The sequence below is a fragment of the Nocardioides sp. NPDC023903 genome (assembly GCF_040639295.1).
Classification (GTDB): domain Bacteria; phylum Actinomycetota; class Actinomycetes; order Propionibacteriales; family Nocardioidaceae; genus Nocardioides.
Window position 1 is genome coordinate 1 of sequence record NZ_JBEZZS010000018.1, and the last position, 14,088, is coordinate 14,088.

A 14,088-nucleotide genomic window follows, 5' to 3' on the forward strand; every position below is an offset into this window, starting at 1 on the left:
GGCGGGTACGCCACCCTCGGTGGTCATCGGGGCGACCACGACCACCTCGTCGACCGCTTGGCCCAGGAGGAGGTCGGCCGAGACCGAGCGAAGGTCGACCTTCGTCACCCACAACTACAGATTCGGCTCGCCATTTCTGCAGTCTCGGCTGTCACCAGCCGGGCGGGAGGCGGTGGTCCCAGAGGGCGGCGTCTTCGATCTGAGCGGAGAGGGAGAGCAGGAGGGATTCCTCGGCCGGGCGGGCGGCGAGCATCACGCCGACCGGGAGACCGGACGGGGTCCAGTGGAGGGGTAGGGAGATGGCGGGCATGCCGGTGACATTCCAGGCGGAGGTCCAGGGGGTGAACTCCTTCTGCGCCTGGAAGTCGGCTGCGGGGTCGGCGTCGTCACGGATCGCGCCGACCAGGGGCGGCGGGGTGGCCAGGGTCGGGGTGAGGACGGCGTCGTAGGGAGCCAGCGCCTCGAGTGCCATGGCGGCGTACCGGCGCAGCTCGGCGATCGCCAGCCCGAACTCCGGGCCGCTGAACGCCTCTCCCCGCTCGGTGAGCCAGCGGGTCAGGGGCCGGATCTGAGATCGCTGGTCGGGAGTGAGATTCACGACCGCCATCGCGGTCCCGACGGCCCAGACCGTCTCGAAGACCGCGACCGCCTCGACCGGCAGCGGCCGCGGGATGTCGACGATCTCGTGGCCCAGCGACTCCAGCAGCGAGGAGGCGTTCTCCCAGGCTGCGACACACTCTGCGTCGACCGAGGTCTCGGCGATCAGCGGCTCGATGAACCGGGCGATGCGCAGCCGCCCCGGCGGCCGCTCACACGCGTCCAGGAACGGAAGCGGCTCCTCGGGAGCCCAGAAGGGATCACCGGTACGCCGCCCCGCGAGCACATCGAGGAAGGCCGCCGCGTCCCGCACCGAGCGCGCGATCGGACCGGCGGTGGCGAGCCCGGCAGCGTCGCCGTACATCGGCGACGAGGAGATCCGGCCGCGGGTCGGCTTCAGCCCGACCAGTCCGCAGCACGAGGCCGGGATCCGGATCGAGCCGCCGCCGTCGGAGCCCTGCGCGACCGGCACGAGCCCGGCGGCGACCGCCGCGGCGGCGCCGCCGGAGGAGCCACCGGCGATCCGCGTACGGTCCCAGGGGGTGACGGCGGGCGGCGCCACGTCAGGCTCGGTGTAGCAGGGCGAGCCGAACTCGGGGGTGTTGGTCTTCCCGAGCGAGATCATCCCGGCCGCCTCGATGGACAGGGTGACGTTGTCGGAGACGTCGGGTACGAAGTCGGCGAAGGCCGCCGACCCGAAGGTCGTACGCACCCCACGGGTGAGGTTGAGGTCCTTGATCGCGGTGGGTACGCCCCACAGCGGCGAGGCGCCGACCGGCTTGACCGCGAGCTCACGAGCGCAGGTCGAGATCCGCTCCTCGGCCACGGTGACGAAGGCACCGACGTTGTCGAGCCGGGCGATCCTGTCGAGATAGTGCTCGGCGAGCTCGCCCGCGGACACCTCGCATCGATGGAGCAGCTCTCCCTGTTCCAGGGCGGTCAGATCATGAAGCTCGGCCACCCCTGCAGACTAGTGGCCCGAGCGCCACTCGTCCTCGAGCATCGCGTAGTGCACAAGTGTCGTCCACTCGCCCTTGAACCACTCGGCCTCGCGCTCGACCGCTTCCTTCCGCATCCCGAGCCGCTCGATCACCCGCGCCGAGGCGGTGTTGCGCTCGTCGACCCTGGCGGTCACCCGGTGCAGGCCGAGCCCGTCGAAGGCCAGCCCCAGCAGCGCCCGCGCGGTCTCGGTGGCGAAGCCGCGGCCGCCGAACTCGGGGTTGAACGCGTAGCCGATCTCGCCGGACCGCTGCTCCTTGCTGTGCCAGAAGAGCACGACGTCGCCGATCAGCCGGCCCTCGTGCTCGACGGCGAGGCAGAGCACCTCACCCTCCCGGCGCAGGACGGAGAGACGCCTCTCGGGTGCGTACGCCTTTCGCAGCTGCTCGCGGTCGCGCGGCACCGGCGGGATGTAGCGGCAGACCTCCTCGAGCGAGAGGTAGGCGTGCAGGTCGTCGAGGTCGCGCTCGACGTCGATCGGGCGCAGCGCCAACCGCTCGGTGGTGACCGGATAGTCCGGCGCCAGAACGGGCTCGGCGAGCTCCTGGAAAACGCTCAGATGCAGACCGGCCGGCCCGTCGAGACGGGCGTTGAGGGATTCCCACGGGGTTCGGGTGGGTGGCGCGACGAGCGTGGCACCCCCATCGACGAGCCGGGACGCGACGCCGGCGGAGTCCTCGACCTCGAACGCGACTCGGACGTGGCCGGCCGCCGGCTGCCCGACCTCGACCTCGTCGATGTAGGCGTGCTGGGCGGAGTTGGCGAGCTCGAGCGTGGCCAGCCCGGCGTCAAGGATCGTCACATGAGCCTCACCGGGCCCGGAGAAAGCGGCCTGCTCGGGAAGGCCGAGGGTGTCGCGGTAGAAAGCCACCGCCTGCTCGTAGTCCTTTGCCTCGACCACCAGTCGGAGCTGCTTCACGGGTCCACTCATGCCCGCAACGTACGGCCCAATCGCCCGTAGCGCACGCGATAAATCACGAAGGGCAGGTCTCTCCCCCGCAGAGACCTGCCCTCGTGGTGCTGCCCGGTTGGGGCTCAGACAGCGGCGGGCGCGAAGCCCGCGAGCTTCTCGACGGCCTCGCGGAAGCGGGCCTGGGCCTCGGCGTCGGTGAAGACGTCGATCTCGTGGACCGGCTGGGAGACGATGGCGTCCTCGACGACGATGGCGCCGCCGATGCCGGCCGAGCGCGCGGCGTCGGCGTGGGACCACTTGGCACCGTAGGGGGTGGGGGCGACGCCGACGACCGAGAGGATCTTGCCCTTGAGCACGCCGGCGGCGTACGGGCGCGAGAGCCAGTCAATCGCGTTGTTGATGACGGCGGGCATGGTGCCGTTGTACTCCGGGGTCACGATCAGCACGCGGTCCGCCTCGTCGATCACCTTGCGGAGCTGGCTCACGGCCTCGCCCGGGTCGGCCTCGAGGTCCTCGTTGAAGAACGGCACGTCCGCCAGGCCGTCGACGATCTCCAGGACGACACCCTCAGGCGCCTCGGCGACGAGCTTCTCGGCGAGCTTGCGGTTGATGGAGTCGGCGCGCAGGCTGCCAACGAGTACGGCGATACGGGTGTCGGTCACGGGTTCTCCTCGTAGGACGCGGAAGGTTCAATGTTGAAGTGTTCAACGCCCGCGTCCCGGGGATTCATTCCGTGACAGCGGCCTCCGCAGGTGTGGTCTCGCCCACATGCCGGCGCAGACCGAAGGTGAGCCCGTCGACAAGCGCCTCCCACGACGCCTCGATCACGTTCGACCCGACCCCGACCGTCGTCCACGACGTCGAGCCGTCGGAGGTCTCGATCAGGACCCGCGTCCTCGCGTCGGTGCCGTGTCCCTGGTCGAAGAGCCGCACCTTGAAGTCGATCAGGTCGAAGTCGGCGACCACGGGGAAGGCACGCGTGATCGCGGCCCGCAGCGCCTGGTCGAGCGCGTTGACCGGGCCGTTGCCCTCGCCGGTCTCGACGTGACGTACGCCGTCGGCGTGGATCTTCACGATCGCCTCGGTGGTCGACGCCGTCTCCGGGCCGCCACCGCGGGCCTCGGAGATGACCCGCCAGGACTCGACGTCGAAGAAGGACGGCCGCGAGCCCTCGACCTCCTCGATCAGGAGCAGCTCGAAGGAGGCGTCGGCCGCCTCGAAGGTGTAGCCACGCTGCTCGGCCTCCTTGACCCGCTCGGTCACCCGGGTCACCAGGTCGCGGTCGTCGGAGAGGTCGTAGCCGAGCTCGCGCCCCTTCAGCTCGATCGAGGCCCGGCCGGCCATGTCCGAGACCAGCAGCCGCATGTCGTTGCCGACGCCGGCCGGGTCCATGTGCTGGTAGAGGTTGGGGTCGACCTTGATCGCGGAGGCGTGCAGCCCGGCCTTGTGGGTGAACGCGGAGGCACCCACGTAGGGCTGCCGGCCCGCAGGCGGCACGTTGGTCACCTCGGCCACCGCGTGGGCGACACGGGTCGCCTCGCCCAGCAGCCCCGTCGGCAGCACCTCGCGGCCCAGCTTCAGCTGCAGGTTGGCGACCACGGAGACGAGGTCGGCGTTGCCCGTACGCTCCCCGTAGCCGTTGATGCAGCCCTGGACGTGCATCGCGCCGGCGTCCACGGCGGCCAGCGAGTTGGCGACCGCGCACCCAGTGTCGTTGTGACAGTGGATGCCGACCGCTCCCTGGGTCGCGCTGCGGACATCGTGGACGACGTCGGCCACCCAGCCCGGCAGCATCCCGCCGTTGGTGTCGCACAGCGCGACCACGTCGGCACCCGCCTCGTAGGCGGTCTTCAGGACCTCCAGCGCGTAGTCGCGGTTGGCCCGGTAGCCATCGAAGAAGTGCTCGGCGTCGAGGAAGACCTGCTGGCCCTCCTCGCGCAGGTGGGAGACCGTGTCGCGGATCATCGCGAGGTTCTCCTCGAGCGTGGTGCGCAACGCGAGCTCGACGTGGCGGTCGTGGGACTTGGCCACCAGGGTGACGACCGACGCGCCGGAATCGCGGAGCGCGGCCACCTGGGGGTCGTCAGCAGCCCTTACGCCGGCCCGGCGGGTCGACCCGAACGCCGCCAGCCGCGCGTGCTTGAGGTCGAGCTCGGAGACCGCGCGCTTGAAGAACTCGGTGTCCTTCGGGTTCGCGCCGGGCCAGCCGCCCTCGATGAACCCCACGCCCAGGCCGTCGAGGTGCCGGGCGATCGCGAGCTTGTCGGCGACGCTGAGATTGAGGCCCTCCTGCTGCGCACCGTCGCGCAGGGTGGTGTCGTAGACGTGGAATTCCATGGCTCTGTGTCCTCGGGCTGGGCAACAAAAAACCCTCTCGGGAACGAGAGGGTGGCGCGTCGGGCAAGGCTCGACGCGCTAGCGAATGATGATGACGTACGTCGTCATAGCCCTGATACTGCCACGAAATCTTTCTCCGTGGGACGAGCGTCTCACCAGCCGAGGAGCTCGACCCACCACGGCTCGTCGCCGCCGGAGAACTGCGAGCCCTCGTCGGCAAGGGTCTGGATCGGGAAGAGCGCCAGGGTGATGACCACCGCGAACCCGAGGATCCACGGCACCCAGCGCGCCGAGATCCGGTGGACCGCCTTGGTCACCGGGTCACGCAGCCGGTCGCGCCCGGAGCCGGTCCACAGCGCGATGACGAACGCCACGCCGGCGAACCCCAGCGCCGCTTCGAGGGAGAGCTGCAGGGCGAAGCCGATCAGCACCGCCGCCACCACGAACCCGTAGCCCCACACCCCGACGACGAACGTCTTCGGGAGCGAACGGACCAGCCGCCAGGGCGCGCCGATCAGGAGCCGGGGCGCGTCATGCCACTTGCGGCCGCGATACCAGCGCCAGCGGCGCAGATCGCCGGCGGCCAGTGTGCCGGCACGGATCAGCCACGCCGCGCCGAGCACGGTCCAGAATCCGATGCTCGGCAACGCGGCGGTCAGGCCGACGGCGAAGGCGAGCAGACCGAGCCAGATGGCCCCGCGGCGCAGCTTCTCCAGGCCGGTGTCCTGGCGTGGCTTGAGCTGAGGCGCAGGGATGAACGGTGCGGCCGGGGTGGTGGCCTTCTCGCGCTCGGCCCGGTCGCTCAGCGAGAGCTGCTCGACCGGCTTGTGCACGAACGGTCGGCGCGGCGTACGCAGCCACTCGCGCACCTCGTCCAGCGTCGGGCGGTCGGCGGGGTCGGGCGAGAGTGCCTGGCCGAGCAGCCCGCGCAGCGGCTGCGGGACCCCCTCCAGGTCGTGCTCACCGCGCCGGGCGCGGTCCATCAGCTTCATCGAGTTGCCCTCGCCGAAGGGCGGGCGGCCGGTCGCGGCGTACGCCACCACGGAGGCCCACGAGTGCACGTCCGAGGCCGGGGTCGCCGGGTCGCCGACGGCGATCTCGGGCGGCAGGTATCCGGGCGTGCCGATCAGCAGGCCGGTCACCGTGATCTTCGGGTCGTCCGCGACGCGGGCCAGCCCGAAGTCGATCAGGATCGGCGTACGCCCTTCCATGATGATGTTGGCCGGCTTGACGTCGCGGTGCAGGACGCCGACGGCGTGGCAGTCGGCAATCCCCTCGGCCAGGTCGCTGGCCAGCTGCTCGACCTCGTCACGCGAGAGCACGCCCTCGTTGATGATCTTGTCGTGCAGCGTCGGCCCCGGCACGTAGCGGGTCGCCAGCCACGGCACCTCACCCCACGGGTCGGCACCGACGACGCCGGCCACCCACCGGCTCCGCACCCGCTGCAGCGAGGAGACCTCGCGCGCGAGCCGATGGCGGCCCTCCTCGTCGCCCACGAACTGGGTACGCAGCACCTTCAGCGCCACCCGCTCACCGCTCGTGCGGTGGCTGGCCAGGTGGACCCGTCCCATCCCGCCCTGCCCCAGCAGGGAGAGCAGGTCGTAGTCGCCAACGGTGTCCCGTTGGGTCGCCGGGAGACGGCGAGGGGCTGTCGTCACGAGACAAACCTTATCCGCCGCAGACGACACCCCGCCCAGGCGTCAGCTCCGTCGGCCGAGGCGTCGCTCCCGTCGGCCGACATGGCACCGATCTGCCATGTCGATTCGCGGGAGTGACGCCTCGGCCTGCGTACGTGACGTGTCGGCCGACGCGGCCGACGTCTCGGCGTCAGACGATCTTGCGCATCCAGCCGAAGGTGTCCTCGGCCCGGCCGAACTGGATGTCGACGAGCTGCTTGCGGATGGTCTTCCAGACCTCGCCGTCGCCGGCGGAGGCGATGGAGCCACCGTTGTAGACGAGCTCACCGACCGGGGTGACGACGGCGGCGGTGCCGCAGGCGAAGACCTCGGTGATCTCGCCGGACTCGACGCCGGCCTTCCACTCGTCGATGGCGAACTTGCGCTCCTCGACGGTGTAGCCGAGCTTGCCCGCGAGCTCGATGATGGAGGCGCGGGTGATGCCCTCGAGGATCGTGCCGGTCTCGGGGGTGACGATCCGGCCGTCGGCGTGGACGAAGTAGAGGTTCATGCCGCCGAGCTCCTCGACGTACTTCCCCTCCTGCGCGTCCAGGAACACCACCTGGTCGCAGCCGTTGGCCGAGGCCTCGGCCTGGGCGACCAGTGAGGAGGCGTAGTTGCCACCGGTCTTGGCCGCGCCCATGCCGCCACGGCCGGCGCGGGTGTAGTCCTCGGTGAGCCAGATCCGCACCGGCTTCACGCCACCCTTGAAGTAGGAGCCGGCGGGCGAGGCGATGACCATGTAGGTCACGTGCTGGGCCGGGCGCACGCCGAGGAACGACTCCGAGGCGAACATGAAGGGCCGCAGGTAGAGGCTCTTCTCATCGCTCTCCGAGGCCTCGGGCACCCAGCGCTGGTCGACCTTGACCAGGTCGAAGACGGTCTGCACGAAGTCCTCGATCTCGAGGATGGGCAGCGCGAGCCGCTCACTGGAGCGGGCCATCCGGGCGGCGTTGGCCTCGGGCCGGAACGACCAGATAGAGCCGTCTGCGTGCCGGTAGGCCTTCATCCCCTCGAAGATCTCCTGGGCGTAGTGCAGCACGGCTGCCGACGGGTCCAGGCTGAGAGGTGCGTACGCCTCGATGCGACCGTTGTGCCAGCCCTGTTCGGGCGTCCACTCGACGGTGAGCATGTGATCGGTGAAATGGTTGCCGAAGCCTGGGTTCGCCAGTACCTCCGCGAGCTGCTTGTCGGTGGCCGGTTGGGTCGACAATGTGGTGCTGATCTCCATGACCATGAGATTAGTCCTGTTCTTCGGATGCTGTGCTAATGCGGGCGGGGTAAGTGATGGGCGCAGACGAAGGGCCGGGCGCAGATTCTCCTGCGCCCGGCCCTTCGTGGGTTGAGCGTCTAGCTGGTTACGCGGGCGGCGATCGCGTCGCCGACCTCGGAGGTCGTACGTGGCTCGGAACCGCGCTCGGAGAGGTCGGCGAGCACGGCGGCGTCGATGGTCGCGGCAGCCTCGGGGTGGCCGAGGTGCTCGAGCAGAAGGGCCCCGGACAGGATGGCCGCGGTGGGGTCCGCCTTCTGCTGGCCGGCGATGTCGGGGGCGGAGCCGTGGACGGGCTCGAACATCGAGGGGAACTCCCGGGAGGAGTTGATGTTGCCGGAGGCGGCCAGGCCGATGCCGCCGGTGATGGCAGCGGCGAGGTCGGTGATGATGTCGCCGAAGATGTTGTCGGTGACGATCACGTCGAAGCGGGCCGGATCGGTCGCGAGGAAGATCATCACCGCGTCGATGTGGAGGTAGTCCACGGTGACGTCGGGGAACTCCTCGGCGACCTGCTGGGTGATCCGCCACCACAGCGAGCCGGCGTTGACGAGCACGTTGGTCTTGTGGACCAGGGTCAGCTTCTTGCGCGGGCGGGCCTGGGCGCGGGCGAAGGCGTCGCGTACGACCCGCTCCACGCCGTAGGCGGTGTTGATCGAGGTCTCGGTGGCGACCTCGTGCGGGGTTCCGACCCGCATCGCGCCACCGTTGCCGACGTAGAGCCCCTCGGTGCCCTCGCGCACCACGACGAAGTCGATCTCGCCCTTGTCGAGCACGGCCGGAGACAGCGGGGAGGTCGCCCCCGGGAAGAGTCGCGACGGGCGCAGGTTGACGTAGTGGTCGAGCTCGAAGCGGAGCTTGAGCAGCAGCCCGCGCTCCAGGATGCCGGGAGGCAGGTTCGGGTCGTTCGGCTTGCCGCCGATCGCGCCGAGCAGGATCGCGTCCTGCTCCTTGATCTCGGCGAGAACGGACTCGGGAAGCACCTCACCAGTGGCGAGATAGCGCTCGGCGCCGAGGTCGTAGCGGGTCTGCTCGAACTTCACCGGAGAGGCGATCTCGAGCACCTTCAGCGCCTCGGCGGTCACCTCCGGTCCGATGCCGTCGCCGGGGATCACTGCGAGGTTGGTCGTAGACATACGGCGAGACTAGTTGTCGTCGGGCAGCTGGCCGCCGTTGTCCCGCAGGTCGAGCGCCTGCTGCACCGCGGCGATGGTGTTCTCGACGCTGTGCGGGTTGTCGGGGTCGTGGCTCGCCGGGCCCCACTCACGGCTCCACTTGTTGTGGTCGGCAGGGCTCTCGGGGTACATCGCGTACATGGGCTTCTTCCTTCACACTTCGGGTAATCAGAGGGTGTGGGAGAGAAGCCGGGGTCTTTAGAAGACGGAAGCCACCGCGACGAGGTGGCTTCTCCTGCGGTCGTTACCGCCGGGCCCCGTCGCGGCACTCGAGTACGAGAAAAATGCTCCGCATGGTGATCTGACGTTAACCCGGAAGACGCCTCGAGAGAGCAGATCTGGACGAATGGTCCGCCATCCGAGACACCCGTGCGCGCGCTCACACGCGTTATCGGGAAGACTGGCCTTGTGAGTGCACCCCCAGAGCTTCCGGACATCGTGACCCGCGCCTTCGACGTCTCCCGTCGCGCGGGCTATGTGTCGTTCTGCCGCAACGAGACCGGGCGGCTGCTGGCGACTCTGGCGGCCACCCGGAGCGGCACGATGGCGGAGTTCGGCACCGGGTGCGGAGTCGGCACCGCCTGGCTGCGAAGCGGCGTACGCGGCGAGGCCGCCCAGATCGTCTCCGCCGAGCTCGACGAGCACCTCGCCAAGGAGGCCGCCGAGATCTTCGCCGACGACGCGCAGGTCGAGGTCATCGCCGCCGACTGGGGCATCCTGCGCGACCGTGGCCCGTTCGCGCTGCTCTTCCTCGACGCCGAGACCCCCGGCGGGGTCTCCCCCGACCAGCTCTCCGACCTGGTCGAGGAGGGCGGCATCGTCGTCATCGACGACCTCATCCCCACCGACCTGTGGCCGCCGATCGTCTACGGCCGCGTCGACAGCCTGCGCGAGTCCTGGCTCACCGACGAGCGCTTCACCACCGTCGAGGTCATGGTCGCCGCCGACACCAGCGTGCTGCTCGCCACCAAGCGCTGAGCGGCTGCGCGTTCCTTCATCAAGGTATGCAGGTCAAGGCGCACATCCCATGCGGAGTTCCACACGGGATGTGCGCCTTCGGTTGCATCCCTTGACGGAGGACACCCCTCAGGCGAAGAGTTCCTCGGCCAGGTAGTGGCCTGACTTCGGCGCGCGCGGGACGGCGAAGATCGCCGACCCCACGTGGGCGATGTACTCGTTGAGCAGGTCGACGCGTCCGAGTTTGCGCTGCAGGTCCACGAAGGTCGCGGGGTCCTTCTGGAAGGCGATGAAGAAGAGACCGGCGTCGAGCTGGCCCAGCGAGTTGAGCCCGTCGGTGAAGTTGTAGCCGCGGCGCAGCATCTTCGCTCCCCCGTTGTTCTCCGAGGCGGCCAGGGCGACGTGGGAGGTCGGGTCGATGACGGGCTCCCCGTCGCGTACGGCCTTGAAGTCCGGGGTGTCGAACTCCTTCTTCCCGCCCAGCGGCGCACCTTCGGCCTTGTCCCGGCCGATGGTGAGGTGCTGGGTGTCGATGGTGGTGCCGTCCCAGACCTCGATGTCCATGTTGATCTTGCGGGTGACCAGGTAGCTGCCGCCCTGCATCCACGCCGGCTCGTCCGGGTCGGTGACCCAGACGAACTCGTCGAGCTCGTCCTCGGTCTTGATGTTGCGGGTCCCGTCCTTGAGGCCCATCAGGTTGCGCGGCGTCTTCTGACCCTTGCCGGCCGAGGCGCGACCGAAGCCGAGCACGGTCCAGCGGGTGGTGACCAGGCCGCGCCCGATCCGGACCAGGTCGCGGATCGCGTGGTACGCCACCTGCGGATCGTCCGCGCACGCCTGCAGCGCCAGGTCGCCGCCGCACAGCTCGGGCTTGAGCTCGTCGGAGGGCAGCCGCGGGATCTCGGCGAGCAGCTTCGGGCCACGTCTGGCCAGCCCGAAGCGGTCGTCGAAGAGCCCGGGCCCGAGACCGAGGGTGACGGTCAGCGAGGCCGGCGAGAGGTCGTACGCCTCCCCCGTGTCCTGCGGCACCCCGTTGCTCCGCGAGGGCTCGACGGACCCGACCGGGTTGCCCTTCATCATCGTCGCCATGGCCGCCGACCAGCGCGCGAAGAGCACCTTCAGCTGCTCGGCCGTGGTGCCCTCGACGACGTCGAGGGACATGAAGACCAGGTGCCGCTGCGGAGGTGTGGCGATGCCGACCTGGTGGTCGCCGGTGTAGAAGTCGTAAGCCTTGCCGAGGTCGAGCCCGTCGGAGGCCGCCGCCTCGGCGGGCGAGGCGACGCGACCGCCGAGGAAGCCGACCGCCGCACCGGCCGCGGCGCCACCCCCGGCGCCGGCGATGAGCCGGCGCCGGGACAGGCCCTTGCCCTCGGTGGCCATCAGGCCGTCGCTGCCTTCTCCGCCAGGCGCCCGAGCACGTCCTGCAGCGACTGCACGGTCGCGGAGAGCTTCTTGCCGTCGGAGGCCTTCAGCTCGGCGGTGTAGGGCTGGTAGCCGCCCAGGGCCTCGGGGTCCTTGTAGCCCTCGAGGTCATCGGTCACCGCGGTGAACCGCTCGTCGATGGTCTTGACCAGCTCGGCGTCGACCTTCTCCAGGCCCGGCCGGAGGGCGGCGTACGCCTGCTGGGCACCCTCGACGTTGTTGGCGAAGTCGACGAGGTCGATGTGGCTGTAGGCCTCCTCCTCGCCGGTGATCTTGCCCGACTGGACCTCCTCGAGCAGCGCGGCGGCCCCGTTGGCGAGGTCCTCGGGCTTGAACTCCAGGGTCTTGCCCACCTCGGCGAGCTTGGTGACGTTGGTGACCAGGTCGGCGGCGTACTTCTTGGTCTGGTCGGTGATCTTCTTCGCCTCGAACAGGTCGCGCTCGACGGCGTGGAAGCCGCTCCAGCCGACCGCCTCGTCGAGGTTGGAGGCGCGCATGTCGATCAGATAGTCGAGGTTGCCCTTGTTGTCGGTCGGGTCGAAGCCCTCCATAACGAAGCCCTCGACGTCGGACTCGATCTTCTCGTAGAACGGGCGGGAGTCGGCGTACGCCTGCTGCGCGGCGGCGACGTCACCGGAGTCGACGGCCTCCTGCAGCTTCTGGACTCCGACGACCATGGCGTCGATCTGGGTGCGTACGTAGGTGGTGTAGTCCTCGGCCCCGGCGGCGAGCAGCTCGGCGGCGTCGCCGGTCGGCGCGGCCGCGGCCTCGCCGGTGACCTCGAAGGGGATCCGCTCCTCGGCGGCGCCCGGACAGTAGACCTCGTAGTCGCCACCGCCGAGGGTGAGCGTGAAGGACACCTCGGGCAGACCCGGGGCGAGGTTCTCCTTCTCACCGAGGATCTTCTGGCCATCCATCAGCTCGACCTCGGTGACGCCGGCCGCCGACTCGTTGACGACCGTGAAGGTCACCGGTCCGGCGGCGGCGGTGTCGGTGTCGAGCTCGCAGACGTCACCGTCGGAGCCGCTGACCAGCTTGACCGCGACCTGGCCGGCGCCCTTCTTCTTCGGGGCGGCCGAGTCGTCGGCGTCGCTGCCGCAGGCGGCCAGCCCGGTCAGGCACAGCGCGGTGAGTGCTGCAACGGAGATCGCCTTACGCGACATGGGTGGTTCCTTCCACTGATGACTCCTGGCTGCCTTCGCGGCCGGGGTCGTTGGCGGCGCGCGGTTCGGTGCCGCGGCCGGGCCTGCGCCGGGACTGCCACAGCAGCAGTCCGGCGAGGACGATGAGGGCGACCGGCACCCAGTGCTTCCACAGCAACCGGTCGTGGGCGACGTGGTCCGCGTCGGCGATCGTCGCGGACAGCTCCGTCGCGTACGTCTCCTCGACCTGCAGCGCGGCGCCGTCGACGGTGAAGGTGCGCGGCGAGGTCAGGCCGCCGCCTTCGATCGTGACCACGAGCTTGCCGGTGGTGCGTACGTCGACCAGACCCTCGTCACGGCTCAGCACCGTGTGACGGGTGGTGTCGGTCCAGCGGGCCTCGTAGGGGCCCGGGGCGGTGGCGAGATTGAGCCCGACCGGGACCCTGTTGCCGGTGTAGGTGAGCAGGTCCTGGGCGGTGAGGGTGGCCGGCAGGTCGCCGGAGCCCTCCCCGTGCCAGGCGGTGTCCGCGTTGCCGGTGTGGTCGCTTGGGTCGGCGAGCTCGATCTTCTCCTCGCCCACCGTCAGGGTCGCTCGGTCGCCGGCGACGGCCAACACTGCCGTACGTCCGTCGGCCAGCGGCGCCTCGCGGGGCACGTCGACGCTCGGCAGCGGCACGAGGACGAAGAGCGCGGCAGCGGCGGCCACGGCGGCGACTGCGCCGCCGATCCGCAGCCGTCGCGCGAGCGCGGTGCCCGGGCGCAGGCGGGCGGGCAGGAGCAGCATCGCGAGCATCGGCACCAGGTAGGCGATCCAGCCGAGCACCTCGATCACCCGCGGGTCGGCAGGGACGCCGAGGATCCCGGTGATCACCGCCGAGCGGACCGAGCCGTTCGGGATCAACCAGGACAGGTCGACGGTGGGGCCCTGGCCGACGGTCACCCAGCCCGCCTCGTGTCCGGTACGCAGCGCGAACATCACCAGCCCGGCCGCGACGAAGACCAGGAACACGCCGGTGACCTGGAAGAACATCCTCAGGTTGAGCCGCAGCCCGCCGGCGTAGATCCCCCAGCCGAGCCCGACGGCGATGGCCAGCCCGAGCAGCGCGCCGAGGATCGCGGCGGGCGCGCTGGTGGCGTTCTGGATCGTGGCGAGCAGGAAGACCGAGGTCTCGAAGCCTTCGCGCAGCACCGCCAGGAAGCCCATCAGCGCCATCGCGGTCATCGTGCCCGCGCCCAGCGCCGCGGCGGCCGCCTGCTCGAGGTCGCCCTTCAACGTGCGGGCGTGGGCGTGCATCCAGCGGATCATCCCGGTCACGAAGACGATCGCGATCACGCCGATCACGCACTCGAGCATCTCCTGCTGCCGCTGCGGCAGCGCCTGCTCGAGGAGCCGCAGCGCGACCCCGACGGCGATGCTCAGCCCGATGCCGGCGCCGACGCCCACCCACAGCCCCCGCAGCGGCGCGCGGTTGCGACGCAGGAAGGTGGCGATGATCGACACGATCAGCGCAGCCTCGAGCCCCTCGCGCAGGCCGATGACGAACGTTGGCAGCATTCCGGCAGCGTAACGTTAGGTAAGCCTCACCTTGTAGGCCGGGAC

General features: G+C 70.1%; 12 protein-coding genes. 1 reads left to right on the top strand and 11 read right to left on the bottom strand.

Annotated elements, in window-relative coordinates:
* Positions 1-151 precede the first annotated feature (151 nt).
* The 8 genes from AB0F44_RS18420 to AB0F44_RS18455 all read right to left on the bottom strand — a co-directional run bounded on the left by AB0F44_RS18420 (position 152) and on the right by AB0F44_RS18455 (position 9,108).
* Positions 152-1,558 (bottom strand): amidase, encoded by a 1,407-nt coding sequence (locus AB0F44_RS18420; protein WP_357357822.1) that lies wholly within the window; start codon positions 1,556-1,558, stop codon positions 152-154.
* A 9-nt stretch (positions 1,559-1,567) separates the two neighbouring features.
* A complete protein-coding gene (locus AB0F44_RS18425; protein ID WP_357357824.1) occupies positions 1,568-2,527 on the bottom strand; it encodes a GNAT family N-acetyltransferase in 960 nt (319 codons plus the stop codon).
* 104 nt (positions 2,528-2,631) lie between these two features.
* Positions 2,632-3,171: an NAD(P)H-dependent oxidoreductase gene (locus AB0F44_RS18430; protein ID WP_357357826.1), complete on the bottom strand. Its 540-nt coding sequence runs from the start codon at positions 3,169-3,171 to the stop codon at positions 2,632-2,634.
* A 64-nt stretch (positions 3,172-3,235) separates the two neighbouring features.
* Complete coding sequence (gene cimA / locus AB0F44_RS18435; RefSeq protein ID WP_357357828.1) at positions 3,236-4,846, bottom strand: citramalate synthase; 1,611 nt, start codon at positions 4,844-4,846, stop codon at positions 3,236-3,238.
* Positions 4,847-4,998: 152 nt separating this feature from the next.
* Positions 4,999-6,504, bottom strand: coding sequence for a serine/threonine-protein kinase (locus tag AB0F44_RS18440; RefSeq protein ID WP_357357830.1), 1,506 nt, complete (start codon positions 6,502-6,504; stop codon positions 4,999-5,001).
* Between the two features lie 169 nt (positions 6,505-6,673).
* On the bottom strand, positions 6,674-7,759 hold the full coding sequence (locus AB0F44_RS18445; RefSeq protein WP_357357832.1) for a branched-chain amino acid aminotransferase: 1,086 nt from the start codon (positions 7,757-7,759) through the stop codon (positions 6,674-6,676).
* 113 nt (positions 7,760-7,872) lie between these two features.
* The gene (locus AB0F44_RS18450; RefSeq protein ID WP_357357834.1) at positions 7,873-8,928 is read right to left on the bottom strand and encodes a 3-isopropylmalate dehydrogenase; all 1,056 of its coding nucleotides are present in this window, start codon (positions 8,926-8,928) and stop codon (positions 7,873-7,875) included.
* Positions 8,929-8,937: 9 nt separating this feature from the next.
* Positions 8,938-9,108, bottom strand: a complete 171-nt coding sequence (locus AB0F44_RS18455; protein ID WP_350663840.1) for a hypothetical protein — start codon at positions 9,106-9,108, stop codon at positions 8,938-8,940.
* A 267-nt stretch (positions 9,109-9,375) separates the two neighbouring features.
* Between AB0F44_RS18455 and AB0F44_RS18460 the strand changes: the two genes are divergently transcribed.
* On the top strand, positions 9,376-9,945 hold the full coding sequence (locus AB0F44_RS18460) for a class I SAM-dependent methyltransferase (RefSeq protein WP_357357836.1): 570 nt from the start codon (positions 9,376-9,378) through the stop codon (positions 9,943-9,945).
* A gap of 108 nt (positions 9,946-10,053) precedes the next feature.
* On the opposite strand, the gene efeB is transcribed toward AB0F44_RS18460, so the two are convergent.
* From efeB to efeU, 3 genes are read right to left on the bottom strand one after another with little or no spacing between them, the layout of a single operon-like run.
* Positions 10,054-11,304: an iron uptake transporter deferrochelatase/peroxidase subunit gene (gene efeB, locus AB0F44_RS18465; RefSeq protein ID WP_357357838.1), complete on the bottom strand. Its 1,251-nt coding sequence runs from the start codon at positions 11,302-11,304 to the stop codon at positions 10,054-10,056.
* Positions 11,304-12,509: an iron uptake system protein EfeO gene (gene efeO / locus AB0F44_RS18470; protein ID WP_357357840.1), complete on the bottom strand. Its 1,206-nt coding sequence runs from the start codon at positions 12,507-12,509 to the stop codon at positions 11,304-11,306. The genes efeB and efeO overlap by 1 nt, the downstream gene beginning before the upstream one ends.
* Positions 12,499-14,043: an iron uptake transporter permease EfeU gene (gene efeU, locus AB0F44_RS18475; protein WP_357357842.1), complete on the bottom strand. Its 1,545-nt coding sequence runs from the start codon at positions 14,041-14,043 to the stop codon at positions 12,499-12,501. Before efeU ends, efeO begins: the two co-directional genes overlap by 11 nt.
* Positions 14,044-14,088 lie beyond the last annotated feature (45 nt).